Origin of the sequence: Parafrankia colletiae, from assembly GCF_001854655.1 — a bacterium.
Lineage (GTDB): Bacteria > Actinomycetota > Actinomycetes > Frankiales > Frankiaceae > Parafrankia > Parafrankia colletiae.
On sequence record NZ_MBLM01000170.1, the window covers coordinates 1 to 21,699 of the forward strand.

At 69.3% G+C, this 21,699-nt stretch carries 19 protein-coding genes; 7 read left to right on the forward strand and 12 right to left on the reverse strand.

Features of this window, described 5'->3' with window-relative positions; all coding sequences use genetic code 11:
- Window positions 1-424, reverse strand: a 424-nt coding sequence (locus tag CC117_RS31795; protein WP_071091512.1) for a MaoC family dehydratase, incomplete at its 3' end; no start/stop codon positions are given.
- A 319-nt stretch (window positions 425-743) separates the two neighbouring features.
- Between CC117_RS31795 and CC117_RS31800 the strand changes: the two genes are divergently transcribed.
- Entirely contained in the window at window positions 744-2,342 is a 1,599-nt protein-coding gene (locus CC117_RS31800; RefSeq protein WP_071091514.1) for a diguanylate cyclase domain-containing protein, read from the forward strand.
- Between the two features lie 28 nt (window positions 2,343-2,370).
- On the opposite strand, the gene CC117_RS31805 is transcribed toward CC117_RS31800, so the two are convergent.
- The 3 genes from CC117_RS31805 to CC117_RS31815 all read right to left on the reverse strand — a co-directional run bounded on the left by CC117_RS31805 (window position 2,371) and on the right by CC117_RS31815 (window position 6,507).
- The gene (locus CC117_RS31805; RefSeq protein ID WP_084133088.1) at window positions 2,371-3,801 is read right to left on the reverse strand and encodes an MFS transporter; all 1,431 of its coding nucleotides are present in this window, start codon (window positions 3,799-3,801) and stop codon (window positions 2,371-2,373) included.
- 132 nt (window positions 3,802-3,933) lie between these two features.
- Window positions 3,934-5,022 (reverse strand): zinc-binding dehydrogenase, encoded by a 1,089-nt coding sequence (locus CC117_RS31810; RefSeq protein ID WP_071091517.1) that lies wholly within the window; start codon window positions 5,020-5,022, stop codon window positions 3,934-3,936.
- Between the two features lie 72 nt (window positions 5,023-5,094).
- Complete coding sequence (locus tag CC117_RS31815) at window positions 5,095-6,507, reverse strand: aldehyde dehydrogenase family protein (RefSeq protein ID WP_071091520.1); 1,413 nt, start codon at window positions 6,505-6,507, stop codon at window positions 5,095-5,097.
- Between the two features lie 497 nt (window positions 6,508-7,004).
- Here CC117_RS31815 and CC117_RS31820 point away from each other — a divergent pair, with 497 nt between their 5' ends.
- Window positions 7,005-7,505 carry a MaoC family dehydratase gene (locus CC117_RS31820; protein ID WP_071091522.1) on the forward strand — a complete coding sequence of 167 codons (501 nt, stop codon included), beginning with the start codon at window positions 7,005-7,007 and terminating at the stop codon, window positions 7,503-7,505.
- 18 nt (window positions 7,506-7,523) lie between these two features.
- Here the strand turns inward: CC117_RS31820 and CC117_RS31825 are convergent, their stop codons facing one another.
- The 3 genes from CC117_RS31825 to CC117_RS31835 all read right to left on the reverse strand — a co-directional run bounded on the left by CC117_RS31825 (window position 7,524) and on the right by CC117_RS31835 (window position 10,732).
- Complete coding sequence (locus tag CC117_RS31825; protein ID WP_071091525.1) at window positions 7,524-8,564, reverse strand: MBL fold metallo-hydrolase; 1,041 nt, start codon at window positions 8,562-8,564, stop codon at window positions 7,524-7,526.
- Window positions 8,565-8,677: 113 nt separating this feature from the next.
- A complete protein-coding gene (locus CC117_RS31830) occupies window positions 8,678-9,430 on the reverse strand; it encodes an alpha/beta fold hydrolase (protein WP_071091528.1) in 753 nt (250 codons plus the stop codon).
- Window positions 9,431-9,544: 114 nt separating this feature from the next.
- Window positions 9,545-10,732: a CaiB/BaiF CoA transferase family protein gene (locus tag CC117_RS31835; RefSeq protein WP_071091531.1), complete on the reverse strand. Its 1,188-nt coding sequence runs from the start codon at window positions 10,730-10,732 to the stop codon at window positions 9,545-9,547.
- A gap of 457 nt (window positions 10,733-11,189) precedes the next feature.
- On the opposite strand from CC117_RS31835, the gene CC117_RS31840 reads away from it, so the two are divergent.
- The 3 genes from CC117_RS31840 to CC117_RS31850 all read left to right on the forward strand — a co-directional run bounded on the left by CC117_RS31840 (window position 11,190) and on the right by CC117_RS31850 (window position 13,454).
- On the forward strand, window positions 11,190-12,116 hold the full coding sequence (locus CC117_RS31840; RefSeq protein ID WP_071091534.1) for an NAD(P)-dependent oxidoreductase: 927 nt from the start codon (window positions 11,190-11,192) through the stop codon (window positions 12,114-12,116).
- 53 nt (window positions 12,117-12,169) lie between these two features.
- A complete protein-coding gene (locus CC117_RS31845) occupies window positions 12,170-12,559 on the forward strand; it encodes a carboxymuconolactone decarboxylase family protein (protein ID WP_198542058.1) in 390 nt (129 codons plus the stop codon).
- Window positions 12,560-12,680: 121 nt separating this feature from the next.
- The gene (locus tag CC117_RS31850; protein WP_071091537.1) at window positions 12,681-13,454 is read left to right on the forward strand and encodes a 2,3-bisphosphoglycerate-dependent phosphoglycerate mutase; all 774 of its coding nucleotides are present in this window, start codon (window positions 12,681-12,683) and stop codon (window positions 13,452-13,454) included.
- Window positions 13,455-13,611: 157 nt separating this feature from the next.
- Here the strand turns inward: CC117_RS31850 and CC117_RS31855 are convergent, their stop codons facing one another.
- The 5 genes from CC117_RS31855 to CC117_RS31875 form a co-directional block, all read right to left on the reverse strand.
- Complete coding sequence (locus CC117_RS31855; RefSeq protein ID WP_084133089.1) at window positions 13,612-14,781, reverse strand: CaiB/BaiF CoA transferase family protein; 1,170 nt, start codon at window positions 14,779-14,781, stop codon at window positions 13,612-13,614.
- The gene (locus CC117_RS31860) at window positions 14,778-15,749 is read right to left on the reverse strand and encodes an ABC transporter permease (RefSeq protein WP_084133090.1); all 972 of its coding nucleotides are present in this window, start codon (window positions 15,747-15,749) and stop codon (window positions 14,778-14,780) included. Before CC117_RS31860 ends, CC117_RS31855 begins: the two co-directional genes overlap by 4 nt.
- The gene (locus CC117_RS31865) at window positions 15,746-16,588 is read right to left on the reverse strand and encodes an ABC transporter ATP-binding protein (RefSeq protein ID WP_071091542.1); all 843 of its coding nucleotides are present in this window, start codon (window positions 16,586-16,588) and stop codon (window positions 15,746-15,748) included. Before CC117_RS31865 ends, CC117_RS31860 begins: the two co-directional genes overlap by 4 nt.
- A gap of 13 nt (window positions 16,589-16,601) precedes the next feature.
- Window positions 16,602-17,654, reverse strand: a complete 1,053-nt coding sequence (locus tag CC117_RS31870; protein ID WP_241830594.1) for an ABC transporter substrate-binding protein — start codon at window positions 17,652-17,654, stop codon at window positions 16,602-16,604.
- A gap of 471 nt (window positions 17,655-18,125) precedes the next feature.
- Window positions 18,126-18,836, reverse strand: coding sequence for an IclR family transcriptional regulator (locus tag CC117_RS31875; protein WP_241830595.1), 711 nt, complete (start codon window positions 18,834-18,836; stop codon window positions 18,126-18,128).
- A 357-nt stretch (window positions 18,837-19,193) separates the two neighbouring features.
- Here CC117_RS31875 and CC117_RS31880 point away from each other — a divergent pair, with 357 nt between their 5' ends.
- Together CC117_RS31880 and CC117_RS31885 are read left to right on the forward strand one after the other, a co-directional pair.
- Window positions 19,194-20,609 (forward strand): aldehyde dehydrogenase family protein, encoded by a 1,416-nt coding sequence (locus CC117_RS31880; protein WP_071091548.1) that lies wholly within the window; start codon window positions 19,194-19,196, stop codon window positions 20,607-20,609.
- Window positions 20,610-20,645: 36 nt separating this feature from the next.
- Window positions 20,646-21,686, forward strand: a complete 1,041-nt coding sequence (locus tag CC117_RS31885) for an NAD(P)-dependent alcohol dehydrogenase (protein WP_071091553.1) — start codon at window positions 20,646-20,648, stop codon at window positions 21,684-21,686.
- Window positions 21,687-21,699: the final 13 nt, after the last annotated feature.

Sequence of the window (21,699 nt, forward strand, 5' to 3'; positions counted from 1 at the left end):
GGCGGTAGATGCAGACGAGCGTTCCGTCCTGGTTGAGCCCGCGGGTCTCGACGGTGACGATGCCACGGTCGTCCTTGCTCTTCGACTCCACCTTGGCCAGCACGGTCGACTCGCCGTAGATCGTGTCCCCGTGGAAGACCGGCGCGACGTGCCGCAGCGACTCGACCTCCAGGTTCGCGATCGCCTTGCCAGAGACGTCGGCGACGGACATCCCGAGCAGCAGCGAGTACACGTAGTTGCCGACGACGACGTTGYGCTTGAACTGGGTGGYCCGCTCGGCGTAGTTGGCGTCGAGGTGCAGCGGATGGTGGTTCATCGTCAGCAGACAGAACAGGTGGTCGTCGTACTCGGTGACCGTCTTGCCGGGCCAGTGCCGGTAGACCGCGCCGACCTCGAACTCCTCGTAGTACCGGCCGAACTGCATGTGTTCCCCCCACTGCGCGGGACGAGCGGATCGGTCTGCTCAGATCTTATATACGCACTTGTGTTCTTATATGCGAACAGGAGTGCGGTGTCAAGAGGTCTCGGCGTGTGGACGCCGGGCGGGACGTCTGGTCTCGAGCCGGCGCCGGCCGGGTCGGCCGGGGTGCCGGGTTTCCGGAGACTTGCTCCAGGGAAAAACGGAAGGAAGCGGGATACGATCACGGACGAGGTAGAGCGAGATCGAAATCGGTGTTTCGGGTCCAGATGCCGCAGACCACCACGGGGGAGACAAAAGCTCCACCGCGGCTGGTCCAGGCGACATGGGCCGTATCTTCGCCGCCGGCGGGGAGACAGGCCGCCTGATGATGTCCATGGACTGGTCCGACACGCCCCTCGGCCCGGCCCGGGACTGGGGCGAACCGTTGCGCACAGCCRTGTCCCTCTGCCTTGAGTCGCACTTCCCGCTCGAGATCTTCTGGGGTCCGGAGCTGATCGAGATACACAACGACGCCGTCATACCGATGCTCGGGAGAAAGCATCCGGGATGTATCGGAAAGCCGTTTCTGGACATCTTTCCCGAGGCGGCGGACCGACTTCTTCCGATGCTTGACAAGGTGATGTCCGGCAGTGGAGCGACGTGGGCGCAGGACTGGCCTTCCAGACTCGATCGCCACGGCTATCTCGAGGACTGTTACTTCACTTTCTCCTACGGCCCGATCCGGCAGTTTCCGGCGGGTGACGTGGTCGGTGTGTTCGCCGCTCTTCAGGAGACCACACAGCAGGTACTCGGGACGCGACGCCTCCGATGTCTGCACGAGCTGGCCAGCGCCACAGCCGGGCGGCCCACGCAGGCAGAGGTGTTCGTCCACGGCATCGAGGTGCTGGGGCGCTTCGCCTCGGACATCCCGTACTGCCTCATCGTCCTCGACGGGGCGCAGACACCGCGGACGTTCACGGTCGCCGCGTCGGCTGGCATCRCCGCAACCGCGGAAACCCCCGCTGTGCTCGAGGACGGCGTCGCCACCGCCGAGCTCGAGGACTCCATGACAACGGGACGGACGATGATCGTCGATCGTCTCCTCACCCGCCTGGGGTTACGGCAGTCAGCCGACGTCCCACCATCCACGGCCGCCATGGCCGTTCCCCTGTCCGAGCCAGGCGACRCACGCCCCATCGGGCTACTCATCTTCGGTCTGAGCGACCGGCTCCCGATGAACGCGGATTACCGGAGCTTTCTGGGTCTCGTGGCCACGCAGGTGGCGGCCGCCAGCATCGCGGCCCGATCGGTCGAGCGGGAGCGCGTCCTGGCCGCGGACGCGCATCATCGCGCATTCCATGATCCGCTCACCGACCTGCCGAACCGGGCGGCTCTGTACGCGCACCTGGAACGCGCTATCGCTGAGACCAGGGATACCGCGACGCGGGCCGGCTTCCTCTTCATAGACCTCGACGGATTCAAGCGGGTCAACGACACGTTGGGGCACCTGGCGGGCGATGACCTGCTCCGCGAGGTCGCGGCCCGCCTCCGGTGCGTGGTCCGCCCGGGGGACGTCGTGGCCCGGCTCGCCGGCGATGAGTTCGGAATCCTGTGCCGGAACGTCACGTCCTGYAGCGCGGTCGAAGCTGTCGCCGACCGCATCGTCGCCAGCGTGGATCTGACCATCGGCCAGCAGCAGGTCCCGGTGACGGCCAGCGTCGGCGTCGCCCTGGTCGAGCCCGGAACTGCCGGCCCCGAGGAGGTCGTCTGCGCGGCGGATGCGGCCATGTATCACGCCAAGCGCCGGAGGCGCGGTTCCTGGCAGCGCGCGGTGGACACGGCGGGGACGTGCCCCGGCGCTGGAACCAGCCTCAGCCCGCTGTCCCGGCCGGCGGCCCAGCCGCCAGCCCAGCCGGCGGCTGTCTGGCCCCGCGACACCTGACACCGGTAAGGGTGTACGGGTGTGGTGATCAGGGGTGGAGCCCACTCACGTGCCTGGCTCGCGCAAGCGGGATGGTGGCCGTGACGGCCAGCACGAGCAGGGCGGCGATCGACAGAAGGCTGATGTGCAGGCCGGTCGGGAACGAGCTCGCCGTGGCGACGATCGCCCCGAAGGCCGCGACTCCGAGTGATCCGCCGAGCTGGCGAAACGTGTTGAGGACGCCGCTGGCAGTGCCGGCCTGGTGGGCGTCGACGCTGTCCATGAGCAGCGAGGTGACGGGTGGGACGGTGAAGGAACCACCGACGCCGACGGGGACCATGAGTACCGCGATCAGGAGCAGCGGCGCGTCGGCGGGAGCGAGGCTGAGCGCGACAAGTCCACCGATCATGATCAGCTGACCCGCGACGATGGGAACGAGGGGACCGAAGCGGGCCGAGACGTGGGCCACGGCCGGGTTGAGGAGGGCGACCATCGCGGTCATGGGCAGAAACAACAGGCCGGTCTGCAGCGCACCGGCCCCACGGAACTGCTGGAAGTAGAGGCTCTGCAGGAACACGACGCCGTAGAAAGCGGCCATCGTCAGGAACGCGACGCTCAGTGCGGTCGTGACGGTGCGGGAGCGGAACAGCGCGAGGGGAACCATGGGGTGCCTGCCGCGACGCTGAGCTGTGAAGAACACCGCCAACGCCACGGCGGAAATGACGAAACTGCCCAGGATGGCCGGGCTGGTGTAGCCGAGGCCACCGCCTTCGATGACGGCATAGGTGAGCGCACCGAGGGCGATGATCGCGGTCACCTGCCCGACCGGATCGAAGGGGGTCGTGCCGCGTCGCACGGTGCGCGCGGTGCGGCTCAGCACGGCGAGCGCCAGCGCCGCCGCCGGCACGTTCAGGATGAAGATCCAGCGCCAGTTCAACTGGGTGAGGGCACCACCGAGGATGGGCCCGGCGGCGGCGGCGACCGCGCCGCCCATGGCCCAGAACGCGATCGCCCTGGCCCGCTGCGTGCTGTCGAGGTAGGCCTCGCGGATCAGCGCGAGCGAGGTCGGAGTGATCAGGGCGGCGCCGACGCCCTGGGCCAGCCGGGCAACGATGAGAGTGGCGAGGTTGGGGGCGAGGCCGCAGGAGGCGACGGAGGCGGCGACGAACACGAGCATGCCGGCGCCATAGGCGCGACGGGCGCCGATACGGTCGGACAGCGTGCCGCCGAACAGCAGCAGGGCCGAGAACATCAGCGTGTAGCCGGTGACGACCCACTGCAGTCCGGACAGTCCGCCGCCGAGGTCGGTGTGGATGTCGGGCAGGGCCACATTGGTGGCCTGGGCGTCCAGGGCCACGACGAAGAACCCGAGCATGGCCGCGGCCAGCGCGGACCGCGCGTGCGGCGGGGCAGGCGCCACGGAACCGGGCCGCGGGGCGTGACCGGCTGGAGTCGTCGAGACCGGTGTGGTCGTGGGCATGGCGRCCTTCCGGGGGTCAGTGGAGCGACGGTGGTGTGCTCCTCTCCACCAGACCCCGGACCGCACACACGCGGAAGTTTCTGCCGTCAGGGGTACCAGCGGTAACTCCCATCCCACCCCTCCGGGGGATTGTCATTCCAGCTCGCGCACTCCGACCACCGCGCGGCCCCGGACGCGGCCGTGGTGCAGGGCGTCCACGGCCTCGTTGATCTGATCGAGCTCGAACCGGTCGGTCACCAGCAGGGCGGGGTCGAAACGACCGTCGTTCGTCCAGCTCACAAAGGTCGCGAAGTCGCGGACGGGATCGCAGCCGCCCCCGACCGAGCCGGCCAGGCTTTTCTCACCGTTCAGCAGGTCGAAACTGTCAAGGCTGAAGGGTTTGCGCGGAATTCCGACGAGAACATCGGTACCRCCGCGCACTCCCGCACCGCGGATGCCCGGACGCACCGCCGCGAGGCTTACCGGAATGTTGTCCCCGATGCCTGTGCAGTCCAGGCAGAAGTCAGCGCCCGCGGTTCCGTCGTCGTGCCGGGTCAGCTGACGGATCGCCTCCACGGGGTCGGTCTCGCGGGCGTTCACGCCGTCCGTGGCGCCGAACTTCGCCGCCAGGGCGAGCTTCGCGTCACTCACGTCGACGGCGATGATCCGCCCTGCGCCCAGGATCGCGGCACCGGCGACGGCGCACAGCCCCACACCACCCGCGCCCCACACGGCCACCGACTGGCCGGGACGCAGATCGATACTGTTCATCACGGCGCCGGCACCGGTCATCAGCGCGCAGCCGATGATGCTTCCGAGGTCGGGGTCGGTGCCGTCGGGCATCTGGACGACGTACTGCTCGTCGACCAGGGCGTGGGTCCCCCACGTGTAGCAGTTGTGCGAGGCGGCCACATCCCCGTCGGGGAACGTCAGCCGCGACGGCAGGGGCGGGCGGCCCTCCCGGGGGCTGCGGGGGATCCAGGTGGTGCACACCTGGTCACCCGGCTGCACGTAGGTCACCTCCGCACCGACCGCGACGACCCTCCCGATCGACTCGTGGCCGAGCAGCATCGAGGCGGTCCGGGAGGAGTCGAAGATCCGGTCGAGCTGGCTGTGACACACCCCGAACGCGCTCTGCTCGACCATGACCTCGAACGGCCCGGGCGACGGCATGGTCAGCTCCCGGAACTCGAGCAGATGGGTCCCCGGCGGCAGTACCGCTATCCGAGCACGCACCGACATGTCCGCTCGCCCTTCTTTCTCTCTGTGCTCACGTTGTCGCCCCCGGCTGGTCGTGGCCGCCGGCCCGGCCTCCTAGCCGATCGACTGGTACTCGAGGAACTCCTCGATACCGAAGCGTCCGTTCTCGCGGCCGATACCCGAGAGCTTGAAGCCCCCGTGCGGCGCACGGGGGTTGACCGCGGAGCCGTTGATGCGAATCCGGCCCGTGCGCAGGCGCAGCGCGACCTCGCGGGCGCGGACGGGCGAGGCCGCCCAGACGCCACCGGCGAGGCCRTAGTCGGAGTCGTTGGCGATCGCGATCGCCTCGTCCTCGGTGTCGTACGGGAGGATCGTCACCACGGGGCCGAAGATCTCCTCGCGGGCGATCCGCATGTCCGGGGTGCCGCGCAGGACGGTCGGCCTCACGTAGTAGCCGGTGGCTAGGCCCTCGGGCTGCTCGGGGCCGCCGGTCACCACCGTGGCGCCCTGGTCGATACCCGACTGGATCAGTTCGCGGATGCGGTCCCGCTGGGCGCGGGTCACCACCGGCCCGAGGCTGGTCTCCGCGGCGAAGGGATCGCCGAGCACGTAGGACTCGGCGGCGGCGCGAGCGGCGTCCTCGGCCTCGGTGAGCCGTGCCCGGGGCACGAGCACACGGGTGAGACCACCGCACACCTGCCCGCTGTTCCGGAAGGCGTCGGCGATCCCCGCGGTGACGGCCTTGGTGATGTCGGCGTCCTCGAGGATGACGTTGGCGGACTTACCGCCGAGCTCGAGCCCGACCCGCTTGACCGTGCGGGAGGCGATCTCCATGACGCGGCTGCCCGCGCGTACGGAGCCGGTGATCGAGACCATGTCGACCAGGCGGTGCCCGGCGATGGCCTCGCCCACCACCGGGCCGGTGCCGCTGACCAGGTTGACCACGCCGGCGGGCAGGCCGGCCTTCAGCGTGCCCTCGGCGAAGAAGAAGGAGCTGCGCGGGGCGATCTCGGTACCCTTGAGCACGACGGTGCAGCCTGCCGCGACGGCGGCGCCGACCTTCATCGCGATCATCAGCAGCGGCACGTTCCACGGTGTGATCGCGCCGACCACGCCGACCGGAGCCCGGTGCACGAGCGTGTCCCCGACCTGCACGTCCCAGTCGACCTCTGCCAGCGCGTCGGCGGTGCTGCGGAGATGGTTGATCGTGGACCGGGTCTGGTGAGCCGTGGYGATACTCAGCGGCTCGCCGATCTCCTGGACGATCGCCTCGGTGATCTCCTCGGCCCGGCCCTCGACGAAGTCGGCCAGGCCTCGCAGCACCTCGGCCCGCTCGTCGAGCGTCGAACGGGACCAGCCGTCGAAGGCCCGAGCGGCGGCTGTCACCGCCCGGTCGACGTCCTCGGGCGTGCCGTCCGGAATCGTACCGATGATCTCTTCGGTGACCGGGTTCTCGACGTTGATCACGCCGGTGCCGGACGACGGGACCCACTCACCGTCGATGAGGATGAGGTCCTGATTGATCACGCCGCCACCCCTTTGTCGCAGTGTTCACGATGAGCAGTGTTCATAACCACGAACGTTCGTAATTGCGAACCATTATTCGTAATTGCAATCACACTACGATGATCACATGGGGGTGTCAACGGACCAGGACCGACTCCACCAGGACCTCACCAACCGATCACCCACCGCGACCATCCCGCCCGAGGGAGTGTCCACACGACACCCGCACCGTGTCCACGACGCCCGCGGTCGCGACGCCCGCGACCACAAGGCCCCCGAGCGTCTTGACATGACCAGGAGACGAACGTAGCGTTCGTCCGTATATAAGGACTGTGGTTCTCATATAAGAACCACTTGGGAGTCGGGATGTCCTCGGGTGGCCTACGGCCACCGATCCGGAGCCGAAGAGACGGCGCGGCTGTCAGGCACGGGGCATGGGCCCCTGCCCCTGCCCCGCGGGAACAGATCCGCGGTCATGCGGCGAGCCGCAGCTCCTCTTCCTGCCGTTGGGAGCACAGATGCGGTTCGGGCGTTACTACGAGGAGTTCGACCTCGGCGCCGTCTACCGGCACGCGCCGGGGAAGACGGTCACCGAACACGACAACCACCAGTTCTGCCAGCTCACCATGAATCACCATCCCCTCCACCTCGACGCCAGCTACGCAGTAAGGACAACCCAGTTCAGACGGGATGTCGTCGTCGGGAGCTACGTCTATGCCCTGCTGCTCGGAATGTCCGTCCCCGACGTCTCCGGAAAGGCTGTCGCGAACCTCGAGGTCCAGCCCTTACGTCACCTCGCCCCGGTCTTTCACGGGGACACCGTCCACGGCGAGTCGACCGTGCTCGACAAGACGGAGTCCCGACGCAGAAAGGACCATGGCGCCGTCACCGTCGAGACCCGCGGCTACAACCAGGACGGCACTCTCGTCTGCGTCTACGGACGACGGATCATCGTGCCGAGGCGGACCCTGACGGGGCGTCCCGCGACTGAGCCATGCGGAGCGGCCGGAGCGGCCTGACTGAACTGACCGGAGTCGTCAGTCCCGCCGGCCTTCGGCAACCGTCCAACGCTCGGGCCGTCCCGTCCGACGGATCAGACGCTTCTCCTCGGACAGCCGGGCGAGGTGGGAGTACGTCTCGRCAAGGGCCGAGCGCAGCGACCGGGGGGTGAACGAGTCGAACGGGCGCGCCCAGCGCACCGCGCGGGCCACCTCCCAGACCGTCTCCCGTCCCTCACGCACCACCTGCTCGATCTCGCGCAGCCGGGCCTCGTGATGCACCTCGAGCACGGCGAGCCGGTCGGAGAGGCGGTCGAAGGACCACTCGTGCCCGGGCAGCGCCAGCAGGTCGGCGGGAAGGTTCCGCAGCAGCCGCAGCGACTCGAGGAAGTCCTCCAGCGGGTCGGCATCCGACCCGGGGCGCAGCCCCACGTTCGGGGTCACCTTGGGCAGAACGTGGTCGCCGGTGAACACCAGGCCTCGTTCCCGGTCGTGGAAGCAGAGGTGGCCGGCGGTGTGCCCAGGTGTGTGGATCGCGACGAGCGCACCCCCGGTACCCGGCACCTCCGCACCGTCGAGGAGCTCGACATCCGGCTCGATGCCCGGCAGCACCGCCTCGAGCTCGATCAGTTCCGCCTCGAGGTCCGCCAGCCGCGCGGCAGGTACGCCGCTGGCGCGCATCCAGTCGGCGATCTCCACGACCCGAGCCTGCCGTTCGGCGGCTCCCACGCAGATCTGTGTCCGTTCAGCGGGATGCACGGCGATCCAGGCCGAGGTGTGCTCCCGGATACGGCGGGCGAACCCGTAGTGATCCGGATGCGCGTGGGTGGCGACAGCCCCGATCACCTCATCAAGGCTGTGACCCGCCCGCGCGAGCCCGGAGAGGAAGGCGTTCCAGGCCTCGTCCGAGTCCCACCCGAGATCCACCACCACGATCCCCTCGGCTACCCGCACCGCGTAGGAGTACGAGTAGGCGAGTGGACTCGGGTACGGGACGGCCGTCGCCCAGACACCGCCCGTCACGGCGAAACCCTCGATCCGCCGGGCCGGCGCTTCCGCGTTCTCCCGCGACTCGCCCACAGCTTCCTCCCTACGCAGCAGACTTCCCTGGTCGCGACCTTCCCCACCGGAGCGCATCGGTGCACAGCACCGCGGCGACCCGCCGACGGCGCCGGTGGCCCCGGTGGCCCGCGTCAGCGGGCGACAGCCGGAAGGCTCGCGGCCTCGATGAGCAGCGTGGTGACCGCCCCGGGGTCGGTGACCATCGCGTTGTGCGATGTCTCGAGCACGCGGTACTGGAACCGTGGGTCGGCCGTGCTCCGCTCGCGCGCACGGCTGAGCATCTGCGGTTCGAGTGCCGTCGGACGACATTCGACGAACAGGGTCGGGTGGTCCCAGGCGCGGGCGGTGGCCGCGACCGGGTCGCGGTAGGTCCTGAGCGGCTGCGCCGTCATCCGGGCCTCGACCCAGGCAGCCTCGCCAGGGTCGGTGACACCGTAGTAGGCAGCGTTGGTGGGTGGGATGTACCAGCCCTCGCCAGCCTCGTCGGCGAGGGCGACCATCTGCGCGGCCCGGGTGGCACCGAGCAGATCGAGCATCGACTCCCCTGCCCTCGGGAGGTGCGCGTCGAGCAGGACGACGCTGCGGACACGGTCGGCGAGGTGTTCCATCGCGCCGGCGAGCACCATGCCGCCGTAGCTGTGCACGACCAGGACCGCGTCGTGCACGTCCTCGAACTCGAACATCGCCACCAGGTCGCGCGTGTGGGTGTCGAGTCCGACCTGCCGGCTGAGCAGGTGGGCGCGGTCGCCGAGCCCGGTCAGGGTGGGAGTGTGCACGTCGTACCCCGCCGCACGCAGCCGCGTGGCCACCGGGCGCCAGCACCAGCCTCCGTGCCGCCCGCCGTGCAGCAGGACGAACGTCGTGGGCTCCCCCGCGGTCGGCATCGACCTGACCTCCCTTGTCCGTGCGCGGCCGCCGCGGCGGCGTCCTGCCCACCCCGGCAGCTCGGACCCCCCGGCAGCTCGGATCACCCTGGCCACTCGGATCACTCCGGCGGCTCAGATCACCCCGGCCTCCCGCAGCTTGGCGATGTCGTCGACGGACATGCCCAGCTCGTTGGTGAGGACCTCGTCGGTGTCGGCGCCGACCTCACGGGCCCGCCACGGCTCCACCATGGGTGAGTCCGACAGGAACAGCGGACTGCCGATCGTCATGAACGACCCCTGCTCGTCGGTGACGGTGCGGAGCACGCCGCGCTCACGCACATGCGGGTCCTCCAGCAGCTCCGGGAGCGTGACGACCGGCGCGGAGGGGATTCCTGCCTCCACGAGCATCTGCGCCAGCAGGTCCTTGGGACGGGCGCTCGTCCACCTCTCGACGATCGCGTCGACCTCGTCGATGTCCGCGCACCGGCCGCTCATGGCCGCGAAGCGCGGGTCGTCGGTGGCGGGATCCGCCATCAGCTCGCACAGCCGCCGCCAGTGCGCGTCGGTCGGGCACAGCACCGCGATCCATCCGTCGTTCGTGCGGTAGGCGTTGTAGGGCGCGACGGCCAGCCCGCCGTGCCGGTTGCCGGTGCGTTCGTGGCTCTCGGTCGCCTCGCTCAGCAGCCCGGCGATGTTGGACGTCAGCGAGGGAATGATGGCGTCCTGGAGGGCCACCTCCACGTGCTGGCCGCGGCCGGTGCGGGTGCGCTGGAACAGCGCGGCGAGCACACCCGAGAGCATGTGCGTGCCCGCGACGAAGTCGACGACCGACGGACCGGTGCGAACCGGAGCCCCGTCGGCGAAGCCCGTCGTGCTCATGATCGCGCTGCGTGCCTGGATCGTGAGATCCATGGCGGGCTGGCCGGCATACGGCCCGAACGAACCGAAGCCCGTGCCCGACGCCATGATCAGAGCCGGGTTGATCGCGCTGAGCTGCTCGTAGCCGAGACCGCGCCGGTCCATTGCCCCCGGCGACAGGTTCTGGACGAGGACGTCGGCGGTCCGGACGAGGTTACGGAGGATCTCCTGCCCGCCGGGCTGCTTGAGGTCCAGGCGGATGGTGCGCTTGCCGGAGTTCAGAAAACGAAACTGGATCGGGAAGCCGTCGTGGTCGACGGTGGGCAGCCGGCGGTAGGGGTCCCCTTCCGGGGCCTCGACCTTGATGACGTCCGCGCCGAGGCGCGCCATCAACATCGAGCAGTAGGGAGCGAAGTAGAACTGCCCCACACAGATCACCTTCACGCCTTCGAGCGCGGTCATCCAGGGCCTCCGTGGTCACTCGGGCGCGAGCGTCGCGGATCGCGCGCCAGTCCGGGTGTGCCGCAGTGAACCGCTCGACGCGCTGAGCCCGACACTACGGCGAGTTCGCAATTACGTACAGGAGTACGCATTTACAGCCGATGCTAAGAGTGGCCCATATGACTGTCAACGCCTACCCGACGATCACCCTCAGGTCGCCACGCTCCGCAGGCACGCCGCCCGGAGCAGTCGGGACGTTGACATCCCCCCCGGCGAGACCTTACCGTGCAGTTCGCGCATGCAATCGATCATTCGCATATGCGCACATGCTGCGGACGCCGAGGCGCGAACAAGGCTCCCTGGCGGAGCTCCGCCCCGAGACGATCACCTGCAGAGACGATCTTGCCGGAGACGGTCGGCTGACGGTCGCACCCGGGCCGGGCCCTCTCGTCTCTGAAAACGGAAGGACATCTGCACCATGAAGGTGGGTTTCATCGGGCTCGGCGCCATGGGCGCCGGAATGGCGCTCAACCTGCGCGCGGCCGGTTATGAGCTGATTGTGCACGACCTCCGCCGGGAGAGCGCCGCGGAACACGAGGCGGCCGGGGCGACCTGGGCCGACTCGGTCATCGATCTGGCCCGCGAGGTCGACGTGGTCCTCACGTCACTACCGGGCCCGCAGGAAATGCAGGAACTGGGTCTCGGCGAGAACGGGCTGTGCAGCGGCCTGCGGGCGGGCRCCGTCTGGTTCGACCTCACCACCAACTCGCCGACCGTGGTCCGCGAGGTGCACGAGACCTGCCGCAAGCACAGCATCGAACTGTTCGACGCGCCGGTGAGCGGCGGCCCCAAGGGTGCCCGGTCAGGCAAGCTCGCGATCTATGTCGGCGGCGACCAGGCGGCCTTCGAGCGCCACCGCGCCGTCCTCGACGCCATCGGCGACCAGGTGATCCTCGTCGGAGAGATCGGCGCGGGCAACACCGCGAAGCTGGTCCACAACTGCGCCAGCATGATGATCCGCTCGGCGACCGCCGAGGTCTTCACGATGGGGGTCAAGGCGGGCGTCGAGCCGGCGGCCCTCTGGCACGCGATGCGCCAGGGCGCGATCGGCCGGGCCCGCACGTTCGACCGCATCAGCGACCGCTACCTGCAGTCCGCCTTCGAGCCGCCCTCGTTCGCCCTGGCGCTGGCGAACAAGGATCTTCGACTGGCGATCGAGCTGGCCGACGAGCTCGGCGTCCCCATGCGCGCCGCCCGCCTCGTGCAGGAGGACTTCGCGGAGGCCCTCGAGCGGGGCTGGGGCGGTCGCGACTCGCAGACACCGCTGCTCCTGCAGAACGAACGAGCGGGCGTCGAGATCAAGCTCTCGRCCAGCGAAGTGCAGGAAGTTCTCGACCGCGGCTGAAACACCCGGCCGGTCAGAAGCACACCCGACACCGACGCAGGAGGAGAAACAGCGTGGCTGACAACGTGACCGACAAGGAGAACGGCCGGCGCATCCTGAGCGAGCTCATGGGCGCCGACTACGTCGCGGCGAAAGAAAAGAAGCGCAACTCCTTCAACGAGGTGATCCAGGACTACTCCGAAGAGGTCTGCTTCGGGCGGATCTGGTCCCGTGAGGGAATCGACCGCAAGCAGCGCAGCATCATCAACGTCGCGATGCTGACCGCGCTGAACAGGCCCGCGCAGCTCGCCCACCACATCGAGGGCGCGATGACCAACGGCGCCACGGTCGCCGAGATTCAGGAGATCCTCCTGCAGACCGCGGTCTACTGCGGGCTGCCGGCGGCGGGTGAGGCCTTCCGTATCGCGGAGGAGGTCCTCCGCGAAGGCGGACACCTCGACTGATACCCCCTCGACAACTTCCTCCACTAGTCCCACGACTAGTCCCACGACGACTCCCTCGACCGTCACCCGGGGCGCGGCGACAGCCCGCCACCGGGCCGCCCATCTGGAGGAGCCCGCCCGGATGACCGGGTCCACCACCCTGCTGCTGCTGCGGCACGGGGAGAGCGCCTGGAACGCCGCGGACCGCTTCGCAGGCTGGGTCGACGTGCCGCTGTCCGCACGCGGCCGGGTGCAGGCCGGCCGGTGCGGCGAACTGCTCCGCGACACCGGCCTTCTCCCCGACGTCGTGCACACCTCCCTCCTGCGCCGGGCCGTGTCGACCGCGGACCTCGCGCTCGACGCCGCCGACCGGCACTGGATCCCGGTCCGGCGCAGCTGGCGGCTCAACGAGCGCCACTACGGCGCCCTGCAGGGCCGTAACCGCATGCAGGTCCGCGCCGAGTACGGCGCGGACCTGCTTCGTTTCTGGCGCCGCTCGTTCCACGGAAGGCCACCGCCGATCGCCCAGGGAAGCGTCTTCGGGCAGGACGAGGACGTGCGGTACCGGGAGCTGGGCGTTCATGTCCCCCGGACGGAGTCCATCGCGGACGTCCTCGACCGGCTCCGCCCGTACTACGAGTCGGAGATCGCAGCCGACCTGTACGCGGGCCGGACCGTCCTGGTCGTGGCGCACGGCAACGTCCTGCGTGCCCTGATCCGCCACCTCGGCGTTCTGGCCGGCGCCCCGGCCGACGACGACCTGAGCGACGACGATCTGAGCGAGGTGCAGCTACCCACAGGCGCCCTGCTGCGTTACGACCTGACCGACGTCCTGCTGCCGGTGCGGCCCGTTGGTGTCCTGCTGGGCGCGGCGGGAGCGACGGGATGGCCGGCCCTGCGCGCGACGTCCGAGTAGCCGGCCCGAGAAGCAGAGACGACGCCCGATCAGACGCCCGACCAGCGGAAATGACGGTGCCCACCGGCAGCTGCCGGTGGGCACCGTCATGGGCGGACCGCCGTCGGGAACCGGATCGCCGTTGGTCCGGATCGCCGTTGCCGCGATCGCACGGCTGCTACCGGACAGCGCGGTCCCGGTGCAGCGTCTGCAGTTCGTCGTCGGTGAAGCCCCACTCCGCCAGGGCTTCCCGGGTGTGCTCCCCGGGTCGGGGCGGGGCCGTCCCGAAGGCGGCCGGGGTCCGCCCGAACCGGGGCGCCGGGGCGGGCTGGGGAATCCCGTCCAGTTCCGGGAACCCGTCACGGGCCTGGTGATGGGGATGTTCGGACACCTCCCCGAGGCCCAGCACCGGCGAGTAGCAGCCGTCGACGTCAGCGAGCAGTTTGGTCCACTCGTCGCGGGTACGGGTCGCGAAGACCGCCGCGAGCCTGCGCCGCAGTTCGGCCCAGTCGGTACGGTCCACCGACGACACCGGCATGGTGATGCCGTCGAGGTCCACGCCGATGGCGTCGAACAGCACCCGCTGGAACTTCGGCTCGATCGCGCCGATCGCGACATACCGGTGGTCGCTCGTCTCGTAGACGTTGTAGAAGGGCGCGCCGGAGTCCACGTAGTTCGTGCCGCGCTCGTCGCTCCACGTGCCCATCATCCGACGTCCGTGGTAGAGGGTCATGAGCAGCGACGCCCCGTCCACCATCGCCGCGTCGACCACCTGGCCCCGGCCGGAGCCGCGCGCCTCGAGCAACGCGCACACGATGCCGAAGGCGAGCATCATGCCCCCGCCCGCGTAGTCACCGATCAGGTTGAGGGGGATGGCGGGTGGCCCGCCCGCGTAGCCGAGGGGGTCGAGCGCCCCGGCGAGGGCGATGTAGTTGATGTCGTGACCGGCCTTGCTCGCGAGCGGCCCGGTCTGTCCCCAGCCTGTGCCGCGCCCGTAGACGATCCGCGGGTTTCGCCGCAGGCAGGCGTCCGGACCGATCCCGAGACGTTCGGCGACACCGGGCCGGTACCCCTCGTAGATCGCGTCCGCCCGTTCGGCCAGACGCAGCACCACCTCGGGGCCCGCCTCGTGCTTGAGATCGACGACCACGGAGCGCCGGCCGCGGTTGTACAGCTCCAGGCGGTGGTCGGGCGCCTGCGGGCGGGCGGGGGGATCCGGCCGGTCGATGCGCAGGATCTCCGCTCCCATGTCCGCCAGGAGCATGCCCGCGAAGGGCCCGGGGCCCCGGCCCGCGATCTCGAGGATGCGCATCCCCGCGAGCGGGCCGGAGCCAGACCGTAGGCTCACGGTGCTCCGGCGTTGGTCAGGTTGCGCGGCTTCCAGCGCAGCAGGCGCTTCTCCAGCAGCGTCACCAGCGCGTTGATGATGGTGGACACCACCACAAGCACCGCGATGCCCGCGAAGACGCCAGCGGTATAGAAGTTACCCGCCGACCGCTGGATCAGATAACCGATACCGGTGTTGGCGCCGATGATCTCGGCGGTGACCGCCGCAACCAGCGCGTAGGGCACCGAGACCCGCAGACCCTGAATGATCCAGGTCCCAGCCGAGGGGATCCGGACCTTCAGCTGCACGGTGAGCCTCGACGCGTTCATCACCTTCAGCACGTCGATAAGGCGCTGTTCGACGTCACGCACGCCTTCGTAGGTGCTGTAGAAGACGAGGAAGAAGACGATGAGGCTGACCAGCGCCACCTTGGAACCCAGGCCGAATCCGAACCACAGGATGAAAAGCGGCACCAGGGCCAGCCGCGGGACGGCGTTGAGCGCGACGATGAACGGCTGGAAGATCTCGCCGAGCATCGGGYTGCTGCCCARCACAATGCCCACCAGAACGCCGAGCACCGCGCCGACCGCGAATCCGTAGACCGTTGCGATCACGGTCGCCTGGATGCTGTCCAGCAGCAGTCCCTCCTCGACCCAGCCGGTCAGCGCCGACCAGATCTCGGACGGCTTGCTGACGTAGAAGCTGTCGATGAGCACGCCCGACTCGGTCGCCGGATCCCCGCTCGCGGTCTCCCAGAGCGCCAGCAGCCCGACCGGGAGTACCACCCGCGAGATGAGGACGATCAGCCGCTTGATGTCCATCGGGCGGCGCGGCTTGCGGGCCGCGGTGGTGGACGACTGCTCGTCCGAGCTGGTGATGGTGGCCRCCACGGGGCCGCCCAGCAGCCCGGCCTGGACGCCGCCGCCCTGTGGTCCGCCCTGTGGTCCGGCCTGCGCTCCGGCCGTTGTTGACACCGGCGTCGGGTTCACGATGTCTCCTTCGCGGGCGAAGAGTGGTCCAGCAACTTCCACAGTCGTTCCCAGAGCTCGCCGTAGACCGGGCTGAGCCGCAGTTCGGCGAGGTCACGCGGCCGCTCCAGCGGGACGTCCTCCACGTGGACGACGCGCCCCGGGCGGGTTCCGAACACAACGACCTTGTCGGCGAGCAGAAGAGCCTCATCCAGATCGTGCGTCACGAAGATGATGGTTTTGCGGTCCCGCTCCCAGATCCGCAGCAGCTCCTTCTGCATCGTGAACCGCAGCTGCGCGTCGAGCGCCCCGAACGGCTCGTCCATGAGCAGCGTCGAGGGGTTGTACACCAGGCCACGCGCGAGCGAGGCGCGCTTCTGCATACCGCCCGACAGCTGCGAGGGGTACCGCTGCGCGAAGCCCTTGAGCCCCACCAGCTCGATCACCTCGGCGACTCGCTGACGGCGCTCCTTGCGGGGCACCTTCTCGATCTCGAGGGCGATCCCGACGTTCTTCTCCAGAGTGCGCCACGGCAGAAGATTGTCGTGCTGGGTGATGAACCCGACCCCGGTGTTGACCCCGTTCAGCCGCTTACCGCGGAAGTAGACGGCGCCCTCGCTCGGCGCCAGCAGCCCGGCAGACATGTTCAGCAGCGTGGTCTTGCCGCATCCACTCGGACCGATGAAGCAGACGAACGAGCCGCTCTCGATATCGAGATCGACCGACTCGAGCGCGGTGAACTCCCCGTCACCGGAGCGGAACTTCCGGCTGACCTTCTGGAAGGAGAACTCCGGGCCCTTCTCCGCCGAGGTCGCGGTCTTCCCGGGCCCTGCGGTCCCGGTCAGGGGAATCTTCGACATCATCGCCTCCTCGTCACGGCTGCGCGGCTTCCGCGGCGCTCAGGTCGTAGATGTCGTCGAAGCCGAAACTGATCGGCGAGTCACGGGTGAGGTTCACGATCCGGACCTGGTTGTCGAACATCTCCTGGGTCGTGAGGGGAGTCGCGCCCTTGTAGGCACCGACCGCGAACTCCCAGCCCTCGTTAAAGGCCGTCTCGTTCAGGTTGGAGAACTCCGGCAACGCCCGGACCTTGTCCCGCAGTTCATCGGTCGGGTTCTGCAGGTCCCGGTGGGCCAGCCACATGGCCTGCATGACGCGCTTGGCGATCTCGGGGTTCTGCTCCAGCCAGGAGCGGGTGGTGTAGTACTCGTGCGCGGCCAGCGGCAGGACGGAGGGAAGGTCGACCGACCAGTTCAGCCACAGTCCGCCCCAGCCTTCCGCCTCGGGGAAGTTGGCCCGCGGGAACGACTGGGCGAACCCGCTGACCCGGCCCTGCCGCGTGGTCGCGATCTGGGCGGTGGCGTCGTTGTTGGGAAGGATCGTCACGTCACGGTCCGGATCGACGCCGTGCTCGCTGAGCATGAGACGCAGATAGGTGTTGCCGGTGGAGCCCTCCGGCGAGGAGGTGAGGGTGAGGCCGCGCAGGGCCTTGACGCGCTCGTCCGCGGACGACTCCGGTGTCACTCCGCGCTCGGCGAGAGTGTCCAGCGTCTCCTGGTTCAGCGCCAGCCCGAAGGTGATACTGGGGTTGGTGGTACCGAGGCTGACGAGGTTCGTCTTTCCCTCGGCGTAGGCGTTGTACAGCGCGCCTGCACCGGACGTACCGATGTTGGTGTCCCCGGAGATCACCGCCTGGGTGACCAGAGACGCGTTGCTCGCATTCGAGAAGCTGACGTCGGCGTCGAGTCCGACCTGCGTGAAGTAGTCCTGCGCGACGATGACCGTGGTGGGAAGGTCGGTGAAGGTCGCCGAGGTCGACATGATCTTGACCTTCAGTGCCCCGTCCGACCCCGCACTGTTGTCCGAGGACCCCCCGCAGGCCGCCGCCATACTCCCGGCGACCGCAAGGACAGCGACGGCGGACACGGTCCGCCGCGACCTCGGCGACGAAGACGACCTTCGTAAGGGAAGTAAGGGCAGTCGTCGCATAGCGGGCATTTGTGGCTCCTTTGTCGCGGACGTCAGAACGCGCCTGAAGTCGCCGAGGAGCCACGGCGTGGTCACAGCCGTGGCTACTAGGGCTCCTGGCGGAGGTTGGGTGGGCTTTCGCGTCGATCTGGCAGCGTGAAGAGAACGTGGGTGCGATGCGTGTGGACCCCGCTCGCCGTGGTGCTCGCACCACCGCGAATGGGCCCGACGGATCTCGCGATCCACGGCGGGCAGATCTTCACGCACACTCGGGACGTATATACGACCGTGTGACCGTACTAACGACTGGCAGAAAGGTAGGGCGGCAGATCGGCCGTGTCAACAGGGGGTAAAGCCGCAGCACCGCGACGGGTCGCCCTGGTCCGGCGATCGCGAGGGGCCCCTGCCGCCGCCGGACGCCTGCCCCCGCTACRGCGGTTCGCGCACCGAAGCCCCCGACCGGTGGCGCCATTTCCCGATGTGGCACTTGATGAGCTCGCCGAGCTCGTCCACCCGCGGGTCGACGTGCACGCTCTCGCCGACGAGGGTCACCGCCGCGATCGCCCGCCCGGTGGCGTGGGGCAGGACGACGGCGACCCCCGTGCGCCGACTGGTGGCGTTGACACTGACCGCCACCCCCGACTGACGGATACCGGGCAGCGCCGCCAGGAACCGTTCGACCTTCTCGACCTCGTCCGCACCCCGCCGCCGCAGGTAGGCCTGAAGCTCCGACGTGGGCAGCGTCGCGAGGAGCGCCCGCCCCCCGGCCGTCRTCAGGAGGCTGCGCCGGATGTTGGACCGTGCCTGGAACACGGTCATCATGTCGCTGCCCGCGTGAGCGATGTAGAGCAGGCTGTCACCGGAGCGGACACCCACGAACGCCGTGAGCCCTGCTTCCTGGTGCAGGGTCTCGAGATCGGACGTCGACACCAGGCCCGCGCGGACGTCGCCGCTGGCAATGGTGAGACTGAAGAACGCGGGCCCGAGGTAGAGCCGGTGATCCTGCTCCACGAGCCAGTCGGTGTCCAGCAGGCCCCGGATGAACCCGTAGACCGAGCTCTTCGGGGCTTCGAGTGCGCGGGTCAGCTCCGCGTAGCTGATCCCGGGACGGTAGACGACCTCCTCGAGGATGCGGGTCACCCTCGTGATCGTCCGATGGCCCTCGACCACGTTTGCGCCCGCCCTTCCGTCGCGACCCCCGAGCCGAGCCCCGGGCAGTCCGCCGCACGGGCGGCCCGCCCCACAGGTGCCTGCACAGTAGCCGCAAGCCACGCGGACCGTCCGCCACGAGAGCAGCTCGATGTCCGCCACCTCCGCCACAACTGCTGGGGGCCCGGCAGTCCTACCCGTTGACGCATTGACCTGAATTTCCGCGCACTGTAGCGTCGCGATCGTCAAAAGGAACCGGAGTTCGTAGATGCGAACTCCGTAGTACGCGTGACCGTAGTACGCGTGACAGTGCGCCCTCGCGGTGCTCGCGCATGGGAGACGACAGTCGTGATCGAAAAAAACGCGATCTTCATCGACGGTCAGTGGGTCAGCTCGGCCGGCACCGGGACCCTGACCGTCATCAATCCGGCCACCGAGGAGCCGATCGCGACGTTACCGCGTGGCCACGCCGACGACGTCGACCGCGCCGCCCAGGCCGCCGCGCGGGCGTTCGAAACCTGGTCGCAGACGACGGTCGACGACCGGATCGACATGATCACCCGCATCGCCGACATCCTCGACTCCCGGGCCGAGGAGCTCGCGCGCACGATCACGAGCGAGGTCGGCACACCGATCACGCTCGCCCGCCGCTCGCAGGCCGGCAGCGCCATCAACGACCTGCGCATCGCCGCGGCGAGCCTGAAGGACGTCGTGTGGGAGGAGCGGTTCGACGACACGATCGTCCGGCGCATCCCCGCCGGGGTCGCCGGGGCGATCACCCCGTGGAACGGGCCGATGCGGATGATCGCGCTCAAGGCGGGTGCGGCCTTCGCCGCGGGCTGCACCATGGTGCTCAAGGGCACCGAGGTCGCGCCTCTGAGCAGCTTCATCTTCGCCGAGGCCGCCGTCGAGGCCGGACTCCCCAAGGGTGTCTTCAACCTGGTCAGCGGAACGGGCCCGGAGGTCGGCGAGGCGCTCGCCACCCATCCCCTCATCGACATCGTCTCGCTCACCGGCTCGGTACGCGCGGGCAGCCGGGTGATGGAGCTGGCGTCGCGGTCGGTGAAGCGGGTCGCCCTGGAGCTCGGCGGCAAGTCCGCCAACATCATCCTCGAGGACGCCGACCTGGAGAAGGCCGTCGTCGACGGGCTCAGCGACGCCTTCCGCAACTCGGGCCAGGTCTGCGGTGGGCTCACGCGCATGCTGGTCCCCCGCGGACGACTGGCCGAAGCCGAGGCGATCGCCGCGGCCAAGGCGACGAGCTACGTGATCGGCGACCCGACGGACGAGGCGACGACCCTCGGACCGGTGGTCTCCGACGTGCAGCGCGACCGGGTGCGCGGCTACATCCAGGTCGGCATCGACGAGGGACTCCGCCTCGTCGCGGGCGGCCCGGAGGCACCCGCGCACCTCGACCGGGGCTACTTCGTGCAGCCGACCGTCTTCGTCGGCGACAACCGCAGCCGGCTCGCCCAGGAGGAGATCTTCGGGCCGGTCGTCATCATCATCCCCTTCGATGACACCGACGAGGCCGTCGCCATCGCCAACGACTCCGACTACGGGCTCGCGGGCGCGGTCTGGTCCGCCGACCCCGCACGGGCGCGGGACATCGGGCGGCGCATCCGCACCGGTCGCGTGCGGATCAACGGCGCGGCGATCGACATGCGCGCTCCGCACGGTGGCCTCAAGCGGTCGGGCGTCGGCCGGGAGATGGGCCGGTACGGCATCGAGGAGTACCTCGAGTACCAGTCGCTCATCAGCTGATCCCGGGACCCGGCGAGCCATCGAGAGGTAGTCAGCATGATCACCGCCAAGGCCCGGGCCATGAGCGGCCCGACGGCACCGTTCAGCACGATCACCGTCGAGCGCCGCGATGTCGGCCCGCGCGACGTGCTGATCGACATCGCCTACGCCGGGGTCTGTCACACCGACGTGCACCACGCCCGCGCGGAGTTCGGGCACACCCGTTACCCGATCGTTCCCGGTCACGAGATCGCTGGCGTCGTCCGTGAGCTCGGCGCCGAGGTCCGCGGGCTGGCGGCCGGCGACCGCGTCGGGGTCGGCTGCCTGGTCGACTCGTGCCAGGACTGCCCGGCCTGCAACGCGGGCCAGGAGTCCTACTGCCGCCGCGGCAAGGTGCTGACCTACAACGGAGTGGGTCGCGACGGGGCGACCACGCAGGGTGGGTACAGCGAGCTCGTCGTCGTCGACCAGCGGTTCGTCGCCCGTATCCCCGACGCCCTGCCGCTGGACGGCGCCGCACCCCTGCTCTGCGCGGGCATAACGATGTACCAGCCGCTGCGGCACTGGGGCGCGGCCCCCGGCAAGCGGGTCGGCATCCTGGGATTCGGCGGGCTGGGGCATGTCGGCGTCCAGATCTCCCACGCTCTCGGCGCGCACACGACGGTCCTGGAACTGACCGAGGACCGCCGCGCCGACGCCGAGCGCCTCGGGGCGGACGACTACCGGACGACCGGCGATCTGGTCGCGCTCCGGGACTCGTTCGATCTGATCGTGTCCACGGTCCCGACGAGCTACGACCTGTCCGCTCATCTCGACCTGCTCGACCTGGACGGCACGTTCGTCAATCTCGGCGTGCCCGACGAGCCGCTGCGGATCGACCCCTACACGCTGCTGACGAACCGCCGCACGTTGGCCGGTTCGATGAGCGGCGGTATGCCCGAGACGCAGGAGATGCTCGACTTCTGCGCCGAGAAGGGCATCAAGGCCGAGGTCGAGGTCATCGCGGCGAAGCAGCTCGACGAGGTGTACGACCGCCTCACCGCGGGCGACGTCCGGTACCGGTTCGTGATGGACGTCGCGACCATCGCCGAGGCCTGAGCCCGTTTGCCGC

Excerpts from the sequence above, each read along its gene's own strand:
- CC117_RS31805 (WP_084133088.1), bottom strand. The coding sequence starts at position 3,801 with ATGCCCACGACCACACCGGTCTCGACGACTCCAGCCGGTCACGCCCCG.
- CC117_RS31820 (WP_071091522.1), top strand. The coding sequence starts at position 7,005 with ATGCGGTTCGGGCGTTACTACGAGGAGTTCGACCTCGGCGCCGTCTAC.
- CC117_RS31830 (WP_071091528.1), bottom strand. The coding sequence starts at position 9,430 with ATGCCGACCGCGGGGGAGCCCACGACGTTCGTCCTGCTGCACGGCGGG.
- CC117_RS31835 (WP_071091531.1), bottom strand. The coding sequence starts at position 10,732 with ATGACCGCGCTCGAAGGCGTGAAGGTGATCTGTGTGGGGCAGTTCTAC.
- CC117_RS31850 (WP_071091537.1), top strand. The coding sequence starts at position 12,681 with ATGACCGGGTCCACCACCCTGCTGCTGCTGCGGCACGGGGAGAGCGCC.
- CC117_RS31865 (WP_071091542.1), bottom strand. The coding sequence starts at position 16,588 with ATGTCGAAGATTCCCCTGACCGGGACCGCAGGGCCCGGGAAGACCGCG.
- CC117_RS31885 (WP_071091553.1), top strand. The coding sequence starts at position 20,646 with ATGATCACCGCCAAGGCCCGGGCCATGAGCGGCCCGACGGCACCGTTC.